The 16,857-nt window shown below is 73.5% G+C and carries 11 protein-coding genes; 7 read left to right on the top strand and 4 right to left on the bottom strand.

From position 1 onward, the window contains the following. Positions 1 to 113 precede the first annotated feature (113 nt). The gene (locus ACFWJ4_RS37310; RefSeq protein ID WP_359908961.1) at positions 114 to 1,823 is read right to left on the bottom strand and encodes a carboxyl transferase domain-containing protein; all 1,710 of its coding nucleotides are present in this window, start codon (positions 1,821 to 1,823) and stop codon (positions 114 to 116) included. Positions 1,824 to 1,954: 131 nt separating this feature from the next. On the opposite strand from ACFWJ4_RS37310, the gene ACFWJ4_RS37305 reads away from it, so the two are divergent. After that, entirely contained in the window at positions 1,955 to 2,650 is a 696-nt protein-coding gene (locus tag ACFWJ4_RS37305; protein WP_380552693.1) for a TetR/AcrR family transcriptional regulator, read from the top strand. 270 nt (positions 2,651 to 2,920) lie between these two features. Beyond that, entirely contained in the window at positions 2,921 to 7,027 is a 4,107-nt protein-coding gene (locus tag ACFWJ4_RS37300; RefSeq protein WP_380552690.1) for an ABC transporter transmembrane domain-containing protein, read from the top strand. 132 nt (positions 7,028 to 7,159) lie between these two features. On the opposite strand, the gene ACFWJ4_RS37295 is transcribed toward ACFWJ4_RS37300, so the two are convergent. Continuing rightward, entirely contained in the window at positions 7,160 to 8,164 is a 1,005-nt protein-coding gene (locus tag ACFWJ4_RS37295; protein WP_380552687.1) for an ATP-grasp domain-containing protein, read from the bottom strand. Between the two features lie 123 nt (positions 8,165 to 8,287). On the opposite strand from ACFWJ4_RS37295, the gene ACFWJ4_RS37290 reads away from it, so the two are divergent. Further along, positions 8,288 to 8,830, top strand: a complete 543-nt coding sequence (locus tag ACFWJ4_RS37290; protein ID WP_380552684.1) for an NUDIX hydrolase — start codon at positions 8,288 to 8,290, stop codon at positions 8,828 to 8,830. Positions 8,831 to 8,922: 92 nt separating this feature from the next. Here the strand turns inward: ACFWJ4_RS37290 and ACFWJ4_RS37285 are convergent, their stop codons facing one another. Next, entirely contained in the window at positions 8,923 to 10,143 is a 1,221-nt protein-coding gene (locus tag ACFWJ4_RS37285) for a hypothetical protein (protein WP_380552681.1), read from the bottom strand. A 272-nt stretch (positions 10,144 to 10,415) separates the two neighbouring features. Continuing rightward, positions 10,416 to 11,540 (bottom strand): ABC transporter substrate-binding protein, encoded by a 1,125-nt coding sequence (locus ACFWJ4_RS37280; protein WP_380552678.1) that lies wholly within the window; start codon positions 11,538 to 11,540, stop codon positions 10,416 to 10,418. Between the two features lie 324 nt (positions 11,541 to 11,864). Here ACFWJ4_RS37280 and ACFWJ4_RS37275 point away from each other — a divergent pair, with 324 nt between their 5' ends. The 4 genes from ACFWJ4_RS37275 to ACFWJ4_RS37260 all read left to right on the top strand — a co-directional run bounded on the left by ACFWJ4_RS37275 (position 11,865) and on the right by ACFWJ4_RS37260 (position 16,628). Next, positions 11,865 to 13,439: an APC family permease gene (locus ACFWJ4_RS37275; RefSeq protein WP_359909001.1), complete on the top strand. Its 1,575-nt coding sequence runs from the start codon at positions 11,865 to 11,867 to the stop codon at positions 13,437 to 13,439. 179 nt (positions 13,440 to 13,618) lie between these two features. Then, on the top strand, positions 13,619 to 14,728 hold the full coding sequence (gene trpS / locus ACFWJ4_RS37270) for a tryptophan--tRNA ligase (protein ID WP_380552675.1): 1,110 nt from the start codon (positions 13,619 to 13,621) through the stop codon (positions 14,726 to 14,728). A gap of 158 nt (positions 14,729 to 14,886) precedes the next feature. Then, the gene (locus ACFWJ4_RS37265) at positions 14,887 to 15,843 is read left to right on the top strand and encodes an LD-carboxypeptidase (RefSeq protein ID WP_359908937.1); all 957 of its coding nucleotides are present in this window, start codon (positions 14,887 to 14,889) and stop codon (positions 15,841 to 15,843) included. A gap of 110 nt (positions 15,844 to 15,953) precedes the next feature. Further along, positions 15,954 to 16,628: a nucleoside/nucleotide kinase family protein gene (locus tag ACFWJ4_RS37260; RefSeq protein ID WP_380552672.1), complete on the top strand. Its 675-nt coding sequence runs from the start codon at positions 15,954 to 15,956 to the stop codon at positions 16,626 to 16,628. The last annotated feature ends 229 nt before the right edge of the window (positions 16,629 to 16,857 follow it).

Here is a 16,857-nt window from a genome sequence, read left to right as displayed (position 1 = left end):
GAACCTTGGAGGGGCGGGTGGGGGGGGGGGCCGCCGCCCCGGTGGGGCCGCCGCCGCGGGGAGTCACACCCGGAAGGGAGGGGTCACGGACGCAGGGGTGACACGAGGCGGGATCACATGCGGAAGACGCCGTACGGAGCGGGCGGTGCCAGCGGGGCGTTGGCGCAGGCGGTGAGCGCGAGACCGACGACGGTGCGGGTGTCCATCGGGTCGATCACACCGTCGTCCCAGAGCCGGGCGGTGGCGTAGTAGGCGTTGCCCTGGCGCTCGTACTGCTCGCGGACGGGGCGTTTGAACTCCTCCTCCGCCTCGGCCGGCCACTGCTCGCCGTGCGCCTCCAGCTGGTCGCGGCGGACGGTGGCGAGGACGGAGGCCGCCTGCTCGCCGCCCATCACGGAGATCTTGGCGCCCGGCCACATCCACAGGAAGCGAGGTGAGTAGGCCCGGCCGCACATCGAGTAGTTGCCGGCCCCGTACGAGCCGCCGACCACCACGGTCAGCTTCGGGACGCGGGTGCAGGCGACGGCGTTGACCATCTTGGCGCCGTGCTTGGCGATGCCGCCGGCCTCGTACTGCCGGCCGACCATGAACCCGGTGATGTTCTGGAGGAAGAGGAGGGGGATGCCGCGCTGGTCGCACAACTCGATGAAGTGGGCGCCCTTGACGGCCGACTCGGAGAACAGCACGCCGTTGTTGGCGACGATGCCGACCGGGTGGCCGTGGATCCGGGCGAAGCCGGTGACCAGGGTGGCGCCGTACTCCGCCTTGAACTCGGCGAACCGGCTGCCGTCCACCAGGCGGGCGATCACCTCGCGCACGTCGTAGGGCGTGCGCGGGTCGACCGGCACGGCGCCGTACAGGCCCGCCGGGTCGACGGCCGGCGGCTCGACCGGGGTGAGCGGCCACGGCCTGGCCTCGCGCGGGCCGAGCCCGGCGACGATCGTGCGGACGATGGAGAGGGCGTGGGCGTCGTCCTCGGCCAGGTGGTCCGTCACGCCGGAGGTGCGGGAGTGCAGCTCGCCGCCGCCCAGCTCCTCGGCGGTGACCACCTCACCGGTGGCGGCCTTCACCAGCGGCGGGCCGCCCAGGAAGATCGTGCCCTGGTTGCGGACGATCACGGCCTGGTCGCTCATCGCCGGGACGTACGCGCCACCGGCCGTGCACGAGCCGAGCACCGCGGCGATCTGCGGGATGCCCGCGGCGGAGAGCCGGGCCTGGTTGTAGAAGATCCGGCCGAAGTGGTCGCGGTCCGGGAAGACCTCGTCCTGCATCGGGAGGAAGGCGCCGCCGGAGTCCACCAGGTAGACGCAGGGCAGCCGGTTCTCCAGCGCGACCTCCTGGGCGCGCAGGTGCTTCTTCACCGTCATCGGGTAGTAGGTGCCGCCCTTGACGGTGGCGTCGTTGGCGACCACCACCACCTCGCGTCCGGCGACCCGGCCGATGCCGGCGATCACCCCGGCCGCGGGCGCCGCGCCGTCGTACATCCCGTCGGCGGCCAGCGGGGCCAGCTCCAGGAAGGGGGAGGCCGGATCGAGCAGGGTGTCCACCCGGTCGCGGGGCAGCAGCTTTCCGCGGGAGGTGTGCCGGGCGCGGGCCTTGGCACCGCCGCCCAGGGCGGCCGCGTCGAGCTTCGCGCGCAGCTCGTCGACCAGGGCCCGGTGCGCTTCGGTGTTCGCGCGGTAGGCCTCGGAGCCCGGGTCGACGGAGCTGCCGAGCCGGGGCGCCGGTGCGGCGGCCGCGGACGGTGCGGCGCCGGGCGCGGCAGTGCCGGCCGCTGCGCCGAGCCGGAAGCCGGTGGATGTTCCGGCGGTTGAGATGACCATTCCCAAGAGCTCCCTTGCCCTCGGCACCAGGTGGGCAGCCGGGTGCGTCCGCCCGTGATCGCCACGTTAATTAACGTTAACTTACGCGCCCAGGTTAACGGCCGATAACCCGACTGTCTACGATGGACGGCATGCCGAACGTCCCCGCCGCCTCCGCGCTCCCCCGTCGCGACCAGATCCGCCGGGAGGCCGCGAGGCTGTTCGCGGCCCGGGGCTTCCTCGGTGTGGGGGTGGACGAGATCGGCAAGGCGGTCGGGATCAGCGGCCCCGGGCTCTACCGCCACTTCGCCGGCAAGGACGCGATGCTCGCGGACCTGCTGATCGGCATCAGCGAGCGCCTGCTGGACGAGGGGCGCCGCCGGGCCGGTGGCGGCGAAGGCCCGGCCGCCGCGCTGGACGCGCTGATCAGCGGCCACGTCGACTTCGCCCTGGACGACCGGGACCTGATCACCCTGCACGACCGGGAGCTGCTGAACCTCAAGGAGGAGGACCGGCGCACCGTCCGCCGGCTCCAGCGCGGCTACGTCGAGCTGTGGGTGGACGTGGTCCGGCAGGCCTACCCGCCGCTGGCCGGCCCCGCCGCCGAGCCGGTGGCGCGGGCCGCCGTGCACGCCGTCTTCGGCCTGATCAACTCGACCCCGCACAGCCTCGGCCCGAACCCCGACCACGGCGAGCGCGTCGCCCTCCAGCGCGACGGCATGGCCGCCCTGCTCCACGCCCTCGCCCACGGCGCGTTCGCGGCGGCCGCGGAATCGGCAGGCGTCCCCGCCGGCGGTTCGGCGTCCGCGGGCGTCCCCGCCGACGGTTCGGCGGCCGCGGGCGGTTGAGGCGCTCGGCGGCAGTCCGTCCGGAGGCCTGGTCCCAAAGGGTGACGCCCGACCCGTCCCCGGCCGCTGGGCGCGCGAGGGGTGGTCGGCGATCCTGAAAACGGCCGGGGGAGTGGGCCGTTCGAGTGTCCGCCCGGGAATCACCGCAGGCCGTCGGCTGTTGGCGAGTCCGCCGGGCCGGATGATCGGGGCTCCCCTGGCCGGCCCCGAACCCCTCCGGCTCGGAAACGCCATGGCGGCCACCCGACGAAATGGTTAGCATCCCTAAATATGCCTGAGACTCACGGATCCACGGTGGAGCAATCCCCGAGCGGCCCCCCGGCCCCCGGCCCGACCCCGGAGGCTCCCGCCGACAGCCCGCAGACCGCCGTCGGGAACACCGGTCCGGCCGCGGAGGCCGCCCAAGGTGCCGAGGCGGCCGGCTGGCTGCGCCGTCTGGTCGGCTACAGCTGGCGGTCCCGGCGCAGCCTGCTGCTCGCGTTCGGCGCCTCGCTCCTCGGCATGGCCGTCACCGCGCTGGTGCCGCTGGTCACCAAGCTGATCATCGACGACGTCATCATCGCCCACACCCGCTCGCTGGCCCCCTGGGCGGTGGTGCTGCTGCTCGCCGCCCTCGTGGTCTTCGGCTGCACCCAGGTCCGCCGCTACTACGGCGGCCAGCTCGCGGTCGACGTCCAGCACGACATGCGCAGCGACCTGTTCCGCTCGCTCGGCCGGCTCGACGGCCACCGCCAGGACCGGCTGGACACCGGACAGGTGATCGGGCGGGCGACCTCCGACCTCCAGCTGGTCAACGGCCTGCTCTCGATGCTGCCGATGATGACCGGCTACCTGCTGATGTTCGTCATGTCGCTGGCCGTGATGGTCTGGCTGTCCCCGCCGCTCACCCTGGTCGCCCTGGTCATGGCCCCCGCGCTGTGGTGGGTCTCGGTGCTCAGCCGCAAGCGCCTCTTCCCCGCCACCTGGGCCGCCCAGCAGGAGGCGGCCGCCGTCGCGGGCGTGGTGGACGGCGCGATCGGCGGCGTCCGCGTGGTCAAGGGCTTCGGACAGGAGGCGCAGGAGCTCGACAAGCTGGAGGAGGCCTCCCACAACCTCTTCGCGGCCCGGCTCCGGTCGATCCGGCTCAACGCCCGGTACAACCCGGCGATGCAGGCGATCCCGGCGCTCGCCCAGGTCGGCGTCCTCGCCTTCGGCGGCTGGCTGGCCGTCGACGGCCGGGTCACGCTGGGGACCTTCGTCGCCTTCTCCACCTACGTCGCCCAGATGACCGGCCCGGTGCGGATGATGACCATGGTCATCACCGTCGGCCAGCAGGCCCGGGCCGGCGTCGAGCGGGTCCTGCAGCTGATCGACGAGCGCCCGCTGGTCCAGGAGCGACCGGACGCCCGCACCCTGGACCTCGCGCACGATGGCCCCCCGGCCGGCGCCCCGGCGATCGGCACCACCGCCAACGCCCCCGCCAGCGCCCCCGCCGACGCTGCCGCCAACGCCCTCGCTGCCGCCCCCGTCGGCCCGCGGACCCCCGACGTCGCCCTGGAATTCGACCGGGTCGAGTTCCGCTACGACCCCGAGCACCCCGCCCCCGTCCTGCACGGCCTCAGCCTGAAGCTGGCCCCCGGCGAGACCCTCGCCCTGGTCGGCGCTTCCGGCTCCGGCAAGTCGACGGTGGCCCAGCTGGTGCCCCGCTTCTACGACCCCGCCTCCGGCACCGTCCGCCTGTACGGCCACGACCTGCGCGACCTCACCCTGGACTCGGTCCGCGCGACGGTCGGCATCGTCCCCGAGGAGAGCTTCCTCTTCTCCGAGTCGGTCCGCACCAACATCGCCTACGGCCGTCCGGACGCGACGGACGAACAGGTGGTCGCCGCAGCCCGCGCCGCCCAGGCCGACGAGTTCGTCCGCGCGCTGCCGGACGGCTACGACACCAAGGTCGGCGAGCAGGGCCTGACCCTCTCCGGCGGCCAGCGCCAGCGCATCGCACTGGCCCGGGCGATCCTCACCGACCCCCGGATCCTGCTGCTGGACGACGCCACCTCGGCGGTGGACCCGCAGATCGAGGCGGAGATCCACGACGCGCTGCGCTCGGTGATGACCGGCCGCACCACGCTGCTGATCGCCCACCGCCGCTCGACCCTCCAACTCGCCGACCGGATCGCCGTCCTGGAGCGCGGCCGGCTGCTGGACCTCGGAACGCACGAGGAACTCGAAGCCCGATGTCCCCAGTACCGGGCCCTGATCACCGACCCCGAGGCCGGCTCCGCCGACCGGCACTCCACCCCCGAACCGGCATCCGATGAACCGGTGTCCCCGGCGGCGGCCCCGGCGAAGCCCGGGCGGGCAACCGGGCAGCGGGCCGCCGACGGCACTCCCACCGACGGCGCTCCCGGCACCGCCGGAACCGACGACACCGCCGGAACCCGGGCCACTCCCGGAACCGACGACACCGACGACACCGCGGGAACCACCGGAACCCGGGCGACCCCCGTCCTCCCCACCCCCGCCCTGGCCAAGGCCGCCCGCACCGCCGACCCCGACCTGCTGGACCGGGTCGCGGCCCTGCCGCCGGCCTCCGACACCCCGGACGTCCCCCGCGCCGAGGCCGAGGCCGGCGACCCCGACTTCACCCTGCGCCGCCTGCTGCGCTCCTTCCGCACCCCGCTGCTCATCGCCCTCGTGCTGGTAGCCCTGGACGCGGCGGCCGGACTGGTGCTGCCGGTGCTGATCCGGCACGGCATCGACGACGGCGTCCGCAAGGGCCTGATGTCCGGCGTCGCGGTCGCCTCGCTCACCGCACTCGTCGTGGTGCTGCTGGACTGGGTGGTGCAGGGCGCGGAGAACCGGGTCAGCGGCCGTACCGGCGAGCGCGTCCTCTACACGCTCCGGCTCAAGATCTTCGCCCACCTCAACCGGCTCGGCCTGGACTACTACGAGCGCGAGCTGACCGGCCGGATCATGACCCGGATGACCACCGACCTGGACTCGCTGACCTCCTTCCTCCAGACCGGCATGGTCACCGCGGTGGTCAGCCTGCTGACCTTCGCCGGGATCTTCGCCGCCCTGCTGATCATCGACGCCGGCCTGGCACTGGTGGTTTTCGCCGTCCTGCCACTGCTGGTGATCGCCACCCTGGTGTTCCGCAAGAAGTCCAAGGACCAGTACGAGCGCTCCCGCGACCTGATCGGCACCGTCAACGCCGACCTCCAGGAGAACGTGGCCGGCATGCGGATCGTCCAGGCGTTCCGCCGCCTGGACACCAACACCGACCGCTTCGTGGCCCGGGGCATCGCCTACCGCGAGGCCCGGGTCAGGGCCCAGCTCTACATCTCGCTGTACTTCCCGTTCGTCCAGTTCCTCTCCAGCGTGGCCGCCGCGCTGGTGCTGATCGTCGGCGCGGCCCGGGTCGACGCCGGGACGCTGACGGTCGGCGCGCTGGTCGCGTACCTGCTCTACATCGACCTGTTCTTCGCGCCGGTCAACCAGCTGTCCCAGGTGTTCGACGGGTACCAGCAGGCCTCGGTGGGCCTCGGCCGCATCCGCGAGCTGCTGCGCACCCCGACCACCACCGCCGAGGCGGCCGACCCGGTCCCCGTGGTCAAGGGCCTGCGCGGCGAGATCTCCTTCGAGGGCGTCGGCTTCGCCTACAACGGCGGTGCGGACGGCGCCCCGACCGTGCTGAGCGGCGTGGACCTGCACATCCCGGCCGGGCAGACGGTGGCGCTGGTCGGCGAGACCGGCGCCGGAAAGTCGACGCTGGTGAAGCTGGTCGCCCGGTTCTACGACGCGACGGAGGGCACCGTCCGGGTGGACGGGGTCGACCTCACCCGCTACGACCTGGCGCAGTATCGCCACCGCCTGGGTGTGGTGCCGCAGGAGGCGTACCTGTTCGCGGGCACGGTCCGCGAGGCCATCGCCTACGGCCGGCCGGGCGCCTCGGCGGCCGAGGTGGAGGCGGCGGCCCGGGCGGTCGGCGCGCACGACATGATCGTCCGGCTCTCGGGCGGCTACGACCACGAGGTGGCCGGCCGCGGGCGCAACCTCTCGGCGGGTCAGCGCCAGCTGATCGCGCTGGCCCGGGCGGAGCTGGTCGATCCGGACATCCTGCTGCTCGACGAGGCCACCGCGGCGCTCGACCTGGCCACCGAGGCCGCGGTCAACCAGGCCGCGGACCGGCTCAGCGGCGGACGGACCACCCTGGTCATCGCCCACCGCCTGACCACCGCCGAGCGTGCCGACCGGGTGGTCGTGCTGGACCACGGCCGGGTGGTCGAGGACGGTACGCACGCCGAACTGCTCGCCCTGGGCGGCACCTACAGCCGGCTCTGGCGGGCGTTCATCGCCGACGGCCACCCGGCGGCCGAGGCCGTGGCCGCCGGATAGGCCGCCCCGCACCCGGGCCCGGGGGCGGCGTCAAGCCGGCCCCCGGCCGGCCGCGATCCCGAACCTCTGCGACCCTGAACCTCTGCGACCTCGAACCTCCACGTCCCGTCCGGCGGTCCTTCGTACGAACCGTCAGGCGGCGATCAGCGAGGCCAGCAGTCCCGAGGCGTCGATCCCGCGCGGCAGGTCGCTCACCTGCCCGTCGCCGACCTCGACCACCCGCCAGCCGGAGCCGTCCGCCCGGCTGGCGAGGTCGGTGGTGACGAAGCGGCAGCCGAGCCTGCGGACCAGCGCCGGGACATCGGTGAGGTCGGGTTCGACGGTCCGGCGCGGGGCGTCCGGGTGCGGTCCGACCAGGACGGGCCGGCCGTCCAGCCACCACACCCGGGCCTCCACGGGCCGCCCGCCGGTGCCCGGCGCGTCGCCGTCGGCGCGCTCCGGGCCGGCCGCACCGGCGGCACCGGACACCCCGCTCGCGTCGGCCGCGCGGTCGGTGCCGTTCGCGCCGGCCGGCCCCGCCGGGACGCCCGCGCCCTCGAACTCCTCGTACCGCCGCAGCACCACGCCGCCCGCCAGGAACTCGCCCTGCAGCTCGACGAACCGTTCCACCACCCGCCCGACGGCCGCCAGGTCGGCCAACTCGGGCACGTAGCAGGCCTCGTGCCACTCGTGCTTGCGCGACTTCACGTAGTCCTTGACGATCGCCGGCCCGTGCCCGCCGAGCCGGGCCGCGGCCTCCGCCAGTTCCTCGGGCCCGGGCACCACCGGCCCCTCCGACGGGATCCACGCGCTGGCCGGCGTCGCACCCTCGAACACGTCGTACCAGCCGGGCAGTTCGTGGGCCGCCGCGTATCCGGGCGGGCTGGTCAGCAGGGTGCCGCCGCGGGCGGTGAGCGCTGCGGAGAAGTCGGCGTACCGGGCGGTGGGCAGCATCCAACCCCGGTACCAGAGCGGCCCGCTGTCCGCCGGTACCCGTCGGACGGCCTCCTCGGCCCGCCCGGCGAGCAGCCCGTCGTGGTCGACCAGATGGTGCTCGCCGCCCAACTCCCGCAGCATCCTGGCCTCCCAGGCGAAGTGCGGGTCGGGCCGGCGCGGGTTGAGCGGATCGGCGGGGAAGATGATCGCGGGTACGGGCATGGCCGTCAGAGTACGGTCGGCGGGCTGATCCCGGGCCCGCCACGACGGACCGGCCGACCCGAGCACCCGACCGGAGTGCCGAATCCGCTCGACGCCCCGGTCGGCCACTGCGAGAGTGACCCGATGCGAAATCTGCTGAGCTCCCGCAAGCGCAGGCCGAGGCAGGCCGCCCGCACGGTGGTCCTGGACGAGAACGGCTCGGTCTTCCTGCTCCGTTCGGACAACGACGAGGTCGGCGTGCACTGGACCATGCCGGGCGGCGGACTGGAGCGGGGCGAGACCCCGTGGGACGGCGCCCGGCGCGAGCTGTGGGAGGAGACGGGCTGGAGCGACCTCGAACCCGGCCCGCTGCTCTGCACCTGGGAGCACGACTTCACCTGGCACGGCACCCCGGTCCGCCAGCACGAGCACATCTACCTCACCGCAGGGCCGCACCGCGGCCCGGTCGGCGACGTCAGCGCGGTGCACGCGGTCGACCGGATCCTGGACTGGCGCTGGTGGACCCCGGCCGACCTCGCCGACGAGAACGCCGACGCGCTCTGGCCGCCCGCGCTGCCGGAACTGCTGGGCACGGTCCGCGCGGGCTGGGCCGTGGACGGTCGACCGCCGGTGCCGGTCGACCTCGGATACGTCCCGAACGTCCCGGTCACCCGTCGGGCCCGCTAGCGCCGCTGGGCCCGCTGGACCTGTGCGGCCAGGCGCCCTCCCGGCCTGTCGGGCCCGCGCGGCCCGGCACCGAACGGCGCCCGGTGGAGCGGCTACCCGCGCCCGCCGCGCCGGGTCCGCGCGGCCGGACCGGGCTCCCAGCCGTGCAGTTCCAGCTCCCGGTCGTGCAGCGCGGCGGGGTTCATCAGCACCGTCAGCGGGGCGCCGACCAGTTGGTCGGCCGCGAGCCCGGTCGAAGACAGCAGCTGGTCGGTCGGCACCGAGACGGCGATGGCGGGCCGCCAGGAGGGCAGCACCACCAGGCAGGTGCCGCGGCCGACCCGGATCGGCCGGGCCGCCACCCGTACCGGTGCCCGTTCCTCCGGCCGACCGAGGGCCTCGGTGGGCCCCGGGCCGGCGCCGATCAGGATGCCGAGCGGCGGTTCGGCCCACGAGGCCCCGGCGGAGGCCCCGGCGGAGGGGCCGACGGTGCCGTCGACGGCAGAGCGGTCGACGGCGGCGGGGTCGGTCCCGGCAGAGCTCCCGATGGCGATGCCGGTTCCGGAGCCGGCATCGAGGGCCCCGGCTCGGGGAGCTCCGGTTCGGGGAGCTCCGGTTCCGAACGACGGTCCCTGCGCCGCCGCTCCCGTCGCGGCGGCCCGTTCGCCCCGTTCGCCGCCCCGTTGGTCGGCCCGGTCGGTGGTACCCGGCAGGCCCGTTCCGGTCGGGCCGGACGCGGCCGTCTCCCGTGCGGTCGCCCCCTGCCCGCTCTGGGCGGCCTGCGGGTGCATCCGGCGCAGTCGCCGTGAGGGCGACGGCCGCCGGGATCCCAGGATCCGCGGCTCTTCGCGCATCGTGCGCTGCGTCGGCACGGACGGGCCGGCCTCCGAGGGTGCGGCGGCGGACCCGAACCGGACGAACCCGGTCTCGGTTCCGTCCGGCCCGTGGAGGGCGTCGGGTGCCGCGGCGGCACGCTCGTCGGATGCGCCGGGAGCGGCCGGACCGTCCTCGGTCTCCGCGTCCACGCCGGGCGGGGCCGGTACCTCCGCGACCGGTCGACGGCACGCGTCCGCCGGCGGGACGGTCGCCGCCTCCGCGTCGTACCGGCTGCGCGGCTGCGGCACCGAGTCGAGGCGTGCCGGGCCGGTCCGGCACGCCCCTCCCTCCGGGAAGCCGGGCACGGCCGCACCGGGCTCGACGACGGTGGCGATCGAGCACACCGGGACGGCCGCGGCGGGCGGGCCCGGCACGGCGGGCGGGGGTGAGGATCCGGCGCTGTCCCCGGGCGGGCCGGGCAGGGACGGGTCGGTTGCGGCGGGGTGGAGCGAAGTCATCTGCGGGCCCTTCGGGGAACGGTCCCGACGATCCTCCCGCACCACGCGATCAGCTCCAAGCGTCGAACCCGACGGTGTGCGCGATACCACCGCGGGATCGTCGTGGGATCACCCCGGGATCGCCCAAGACCGCGCAGGGCGAACACCGTTGCCACACGACCGGAACGGCGCCGTGTTCTGCCCGCGGGCCCCGATCCCGCCCCGCCGGGCGGGATCGGCCGAGCGACCGGCGAGCGACCCGCCCTCGGGCCGGTCAAGGACCGACCGGGAGATCAACCAGCGGGCGCGACAAAGCCCTTGAGGTCGGCGAGCACCGCGTTCGCCGCCATGACGCCGAGCCCGAGGAACCAGGTCTCGTCCGAAACCGGCCGGGCCTGACCGGACTTGACCGCACCGAGCGTCTTCCAGAGCGCGCCGCCCAGCACCGCGTCCTGGTTGGTCGAGCTGGGGCTTCCGTACACGCCGTAGAAGATCCAGTCGGCGTCGGCCTTGTCGATCTGCTCCGGGCTGACCTCCACCGCGAGCTCCTGGACCTGCTCGATCCCGGGCTGCGGCAGCGGCACGTCGGTGAGGATGGTGCCGATGAAGGAGAGCTCGGCGTAGAGCCGGGTCCGGCCCGGCATGAAGCGCAGCGGAGTGATGGTGGGCCGCTTGTCGCCGAGCTTCGCGCCGATCGCCGCGGCCGCCGCCTGGTACGCGTCGAGCTGCGCCTTGGCCTCGGCCTCCAGGCCGAACGCACTCGCGTTGAGCAGGAAGTTCTGCTTCCAGGGGTAGCCGGGGCGCAGCGAGAAGACGGTCGGCGCGATCTTGGACAGCTGGGCGTACTGGTCCTGGGCCCGCAGCTGGCTGCCGAGGATCAGGTCCGGCTTGAGCGCGGCGATGGCCTCCAGGTTGAGGCTGTTGATGGTGCCGACGGCGGCGGGGCTGCCTGCCTTGTCCTTGAGGTAGGACGGCAGGGACTTGGAACCGTCGGTGTACACGACGCCGACCGGCTGGACGCCGAGGGCGACGACGTTGTCGAGCTCGCCGGTGTCGAGCACCACGACCCGGGTGGGCCTGGCCGGGATGACGGTCTCGCCCATCGCGTGCCGGAGGGTGCGCGGGTAGACGCCGGGGGCGGCGTCGGTGCCGAAGCCCTTCATCTTCTCGATCACGGCCGCGTAGTCGTCGCCGCCCTGCTTGACCGACTTCTGGTTCGGGGAGGAGCCGCCGCCGGCCGGGGCCGAACCGCCGCTGCCGCCCGATCCACCCGCGCCGCCCGAGCCGCCCGAGCTGCCGCAGGCGGTGAGCAGTCCGCCGAGGCCGAGCACGGCACCTCCGGCGATCCCGGCGGTGAGGAACCTGCGGCGGGTCGCGGTGCGGGGGGCGAGGGCCAGGTCGTCGGAGGTGGGGGGCACGCGACGCTCCTTTCACGATCGAATTTAGGTTAGGCAAACCTATCCGATGGGAGGGAGACGGGGTCGCGGGCCGTCCGCGCCGGAGGGGCAAACTATGCCGAACCTTGGCAAAAGGGAGAAAATTTCTTGGCCCAACTCCTTTGAAACAAAGGTACATGGATGAACAGGCCGTAAATACAGCAACCCCAGCGGCCTTCAGGCGAACGAATCGAAGTAAGTGGTTTAGATCACCAAGGGTTGGTCTACTCAACCTTCCATGCTCGCCTCTAGGGTGCGCTGGTGTTTGATCAGCAGCTCTCAGAGCACACGAGCAGCGGCCGGGCAATGGCGCCCGGCGCTCCGCAGGGTGCCCCGGTCAGTGGCATCAGTGGTGGAGTCCCCGGCAGTCAGGGGACCGCTGGGGGAGCGGGGGACAAGGGTCTACGGGGCGGTTCCGTCGGCCTGCTGAGCAGTGTGGTGCTGGGCGTCTCGACGGTCGCCCCGGTCTACTGCCTGACAGCGACACTCGGACCGACCGTCACCGCGGTCGGCGTCCAGATGCCCGCGGTGTTCCTGGCGGGCTTCCTGCCGATGCTGCTCGTCGCGTTCGCGTACAAGGAGCTGAACAAGGACTTCCCGGACTGCGGCACGTCCTTCACCTGGGGCGTCCGGGCCTTCGGCCCCCGGGTCGGCTGGATGGCCGGCTGGGGGCTGACGGTGGCGACCATCATCGTGCTCTCCAACCTGGCCGGGGTCGCGACCGACTTCCTGTACCTGATGCTCGGGGAGATGACCGGCAGCGGCTGGGTCACCGAACTCGACCAGAACAAGGCCGTCCACCTGCTCACCGTGGTCCTGCTGATCGCCGGCGCCACCGCGATGAGCTACCGGGGGATGACCGCCACCAAGTGGTTCCAGTACAGCCTGGTCGGCCTCCAACTGGCCGTGCTGCTGCTCTTCTCCGCCATCGCCATCGGCAAGGCCGCCTCCGGTGACCTGCCCGACTCGATCGGCTTCTCCTTCTCCTGGCTCAACCCGCTCCAGGTCAGCTCGTTCAGCGCGTTCACCGCCGGACTGTCGCTGTCGATCTTCATGTACTGGGGCTGGGACACCTGCCTGACCATGAACGAGGAGACCCAGGGCAGCGCCAAGACCCCCGGCCGCGCCGCGATGATCTCGATGGTCACCCTGGTCGGCTCGTACCTGCTGGTCGCGATCGCCTCCCAGATGTTCGCGGGCGTCGGCAGCACCGGCAACGGCCTCGGCAACCCGGCCACCGCCGACAACGTCTTCGCGGCACTGGCCCGTCCGGTGCTCGGCTCGCCGTGGAGCATCCTGCTCTTCCTGGCCGTCGTCGCCAGCGCCGCCGCCAGCCTGCAGACCACCTTCATCCCGGTGGCCCGCACCCTGCTCGCGATGAGTGCCTACCGCGCCGTGCCGCCGCGCTTCGGCGCCGTCCACCCGCGCTTCCGCACCCCCGGCTACGCCACCGTCGCGGCGGGCATCGCCACCGCGGTCTTCTACGTCGGGATGAGCCTGATCAGCGAGAACGTCGTCCAGGACACCATCCTGGCGCTCGGCCTGATGATCTGCTTCTACTACGCGCTGACCGCCTTCGCGTGCGTCTGGTACTTCCGCCGCTCGCTGCGCGGCGGTGTCCGCGACCTGCTGCTCAAGGGCGCCGCCCCGCTCCTCGGCGGCGTGCTGCTCACCGCGGTCTTCCTCCAGACCCTCACCGACGCCTGGGACCCCGACTACGGCAGCGGTTCGGTCTTCGGCATCGGCTCGGTCTTCGTGATCGGCGTCGGCATCCTGCTGCTCGGCGCCGCGCTGATGACCTGGTACGGCTTCATCCGGCCGGAGTTCTTCCGCGGCGAGACGCTGCACAAGGACACCCCGGCACTGGTCGTGGAGGACTGACGCCGTTACTGTGGGCTGCATGAAGCGCTTCGTGGGCCTGTGCTGGTGGCCGTCCTAGGACGGCCACCACACTCGCCTGACCAGGGCCGTCCGGGATGGACGGCCCTGCTGCGTTTCCCCGCAGGACGGGTCCCTCGCCCCGGACGGCCGCCACCGCCGCCGCACCGAGGAGAGAGACCTTGACCACCGCCGCCGTGACCACTGCGACCACCACTGCGACCACCGCTTCCGCGAGCACCGCTCTCGCGACCGCCGCCGCCGACACGTCCGTTCCGTCCGCTCCGGTCGACGATCCGACCGCCCACCGCGTCCTCACCGGGGACCGGCCCACCGGACCGCTCCACCTCGGCCACTACTTCGGCACCCTGCGCAACCGGGTCCGGCTCCAGGACCAGGGAGTCGAGATGTTCGTCGTGGTCGCCGACTACCAGGTCATCACCGACCGCGACCTCGCCGACCGGCTCACCGAGCACACCGAGAACCTCGTCCTCGACTACCTCGCCGCCGGCCTCGACCCCGAGCGGGCGACGATCTTCCCGCACAGCGCCGTCCCCGCCCTCAACCAGCTGCTGCTCCCCTTCCTCAGCCTGGTCAGCGTCGCCGAACTGGGGCGCAACCCCACCGTCAAGGACGAGATCGCCCACTCCCGGCAGGCCGCCGTCAGCGGGCTGATGTTCACCTACCCCATCCACCAGGCGGCCGACATCCTCTTCTGCAAGGCCGACCTGGTCCCGGTCGGCCAGGACCAGCTGCCCCACCTCGAAGTCGCCCGCACCGTCGCCCGCCGCTTCAACGAGCGCTACCCGCACGCCGACGGCAGCGCCGTCTTCCCCCGACCGCAGGCCCTGCTCTCCGACGCCCCGATGCTGCTCGGCACCGACGGCGGCAAGATGAGCAAGAGCCGGGGCAACGCGGTCGCCCTCGGCGCCACCGAGGACGAGACCGCCCGGATCATCCGCGGCACCAGGACCGACGCCGACCGCCGGATCGGCTACGACCCGGTCAACCGTCCCGAGGTCTCCAGCCTCGTCCTGCTCGCCGCGCTCTGCCAGGACCGCGCCCCCGAGGCCGTCGCCGAGGAGATCGGCGACGGCGGCGCCGCCGCGCTCAAGCGCACCGTCACGGAGTCCGTCAACGAGTTCCTCCGCCCGATGCGCGCCCGCCGCGCCGAACTCGCCGTCGACCGGGGCCACCTGCGGCAGGTCCTGCGCGACGGCGCCGAGCGGGCCAACGCCGTCGCCGACGCCACCCTCGCCGAGGTCCGGGAGGTGATGGGGGCGGCCATCTGAAGAGCGCTCACCCGCCGGAGCCCGCCGAAGCCGTCCGGACAGCGGACCGCCTCCCGCGGACATCGGCCGGTTGACACGGGGCATATCGTCACCGGGCGGTCGCGGCCACAGCGCGACCGCCCGCACCCCGCTCCCGCGCCCGAAAGGTGGCCCGGCCCATGGACCAGCACCCGACCGCACCCGGCCAGGGGCTGACCCGCCCGCCGCACCTGCGCCCCGGCGACCACATCGCCGTCGTCGCGCCCAGCGGCCCGATCGACGCGGCGCGCCTCACCGCCGGGTGCGCGATCCTCCGCTCCTGGGGGCTGCGCGTCACCGTCGCCCCGCACGTCCTCGACACCCACCCCTCCCTCGGCTACCTGGCCGGCACCGACGCGGACCGCGCCGCCGACCTCCGGAACGCCTGGCTCGACCCCACCGTCGACGCCGTCATCTGCGCCCGCGGCGGGTACGGCGTGCACCGCATGGCCGACCTGCTCGACTGGACCGCGATGCGCGCCGCCGGGCCCAAGCCCTTCATCGGCTTCAGCGACGTCAGCTCCCTGCACGAGGCGTTCGCCCAGCGCCTCGGCCTCGCCACCCTGTACGGACCGCTGGCCGCCGGGGCCTCCTTCGTCTCCGACGGCCCGACCGCCGAGCACCTCCGCCGCACCCTCTTCGACCCCGCCGCCGTCACCGTCCTCACCTCACCCACCGCCGCCCCGCTCGTCCCCGGCCGGGCCCGCGGCGTCACGGCCGGCGGCTGCCTCCACGTCCTCACCGCCGAGCGCGGCACGCCCGCCGCCCGGGCCTCGTACGAAGGAGGCATCCTGCTGCTCGAAGACGTGAACGAGCACCCCTACCAGCTCGACCGCCTGCTCACCCAGCTCCTGCGCTCCGGTGCCCTCGACGGCGTGGCCGGTGTCGCCCTCGGCTCCTGGGAGGGCTGCGGACGGCCGGAACGGGTCCGGGACGTGATGCTCGACCGGCTCGGCGGGCTCGGCGTCCCCGTGCTCTGGGAACTGGGCTTCGGCCACTGCCCGTCCACCCTCACCGTCCCGCTCGGCGTTCCCGCCCTGCTCGACGCCGACGCCGGCACCCTCACCCTGGACCTGCCCGCCCTCGCCGAACGCTGAGCCGGTTCGGCCCGGCGGCTCCGTGCCAGGCACGGCCCTCGTGCTCGGCACGGGGCCGCGCCGAGCACGGGTGTGCTCAGTAATACGGGCGTGCTCAGTAAGGTGCGGCCATGAACGAGGACCGCCTCACCGCCCTTGCCCTCGCTTTCCTCCGCGGCCCGGGCAGCAACGCCCGCACGATCCTGGGACTTGCCGGCCCGCCCGGCGCCGGCAAGTCCACCCTGGCCCGCCACCTGGTCGCCGAGGTCGAGCGTGCCGAAGGCCCCGGCACCGCCGCCTACGTCCCGCTCGACGGCTTCCACCTCTCCGGCGCCCAGCTCGACCGCCTCGGCCTGACCCACCGCAAGGGCGCCCCGGTCACCTTCGACGCCCACGGCTACCTCGCCCTGCTGCGCCGCATCGCCGGCGACCGGTTCCAGGACATCTACGTCCCGGACTTCGACCGCACCCTGGACGAACCGGTCGCCGCCCGCCACGTGGTCCGCCCGCACACCCGGCTCGTCATCACCGAGGGCAACTACCTCGCCTCCGCCGACACGCCTTGGTCCGATGCCCGCCGACTCCTGCGCGAGCTCTGGTACGTACACACGGATGACGAGGTCCGCGAGGAGCGTCTGCTCCGGCGGCACCGCGACGGCGGCCGCGACGAGGCCACCGCGCGCCAGTGGGTCACCGGCAACGACCACCCCAACGGCGCGTACGTGAAGCCCGGGCGGGCGCTCTGCACCCGCACCGTCTCCGGGACGGGTTTGCCTTCGACCCCGGACAGGGGTAGTGTTTCCTAGTCGCTCGGCAGGGAGCACCGGACACGCATCGGCGCGGACGGTCCCGGAGCGGCCAATCCCCAGAAACACCACTTCCGGTTCGTGCCGGTCGTTTTCGCTTTTCGCGTCCCGACCTGGTGCTTATTCGGCGTGCACGTTTTATCGGATTGCGGTCGGATTCGCTTTTCGGAGCGGGGATCGGCTAGAGTTTGAAACGTCGGACAGGGCGTCAAGCCCCGGAAGACACCGG

Source organism: Kitasatospora sp. NPDC127067, assembly GCF_042724755.1.
Classification (GTDB): Bacteria; Actinomycetota; Actinomycetes; order Streptomycetales; family Streptomycetaceae; genus Kitasatospora; species Kitasatospora lactacystinica.
The sequence above is the reverse complement of the archived record's forward strand: the minus strand, read 5'-3'. Positions and strand labels throughout refer to the sequence as shown.

What these genes read in the sequence shown, in the direction of transcription:
- ACFWJ4_RS37310 (WP_359908961.1), bottom strand. Translation starts at nt 1,823, where the DNA reads ATGGTCATCTCAACCGCCGGAACATCCACCGGCTTCCGGCTCGGCGCA.
- ACFWJ4_RS37295 (WP_380552687.1), bottom strand. Translation starts at nt 8,164, where the DNA reads ATGCCCGTACCCGCGATCATCTTCCCCGCCGATCCGCTCAACCCGCGC.
- ACFWJ4_RS37285 (WP_380552681.1), bottom strand. Translation starts at nt 10,143, where the DNA reads ATGACTTCGCTCCACCCCGCCGCAACCGACCCGTCCCTGCCCGGCCCG.
- ACFWJ4_RS37265 (WP_359908937.1), top strand. Translation starts at nt 14,887, where the DNA reads ATGGACCAGCACCCGACCGCACCCGGCCAGGGGCTGACCCGCCCGCCG.
- ACFWJ4_RS37260 (WP_380552672.1), top strand. Translation starts at nt 15,954, where the DNA reads ATGAACGAGGACCGCCTCACCGCCCTTGCCCTCGCTTTCCTCCGCGGC.
- ACFWJ4_RS37305 (WP_380552693.1), top strand. Translation starts at nt 1,955, where the DNA reads ATGCCGAACGTCCCCGCCGCCTCCGCGCTCCCCCGTCGCGACCAGATC.
- ACFWJ4_RS37275 (WP_359909001.1), top strand. Translation starts at nt 11,865, where the DNA reads ATGGCGCCCGGCGCTCCGCAGGGTGCCCCGGTCAGTGGCATCAGTGGT.
- ACFWJ4_RS37300 (WP_380552690.1), top strand. Translation starts at nt 2,921, where the DNA reads ATGCCTGAGACTCACGGATCCACGGTGGAGCAATCCCCGAGCGGCCCC.
- ACFWJ4_RS37290 (WP_380552684.1), top strand. Translation starts at nt 8,288, where the DNA reads ATGCGAAATCTGCTGAGCTCCCGCAAGCGCAGGCCGAGGCAGGCCGCC.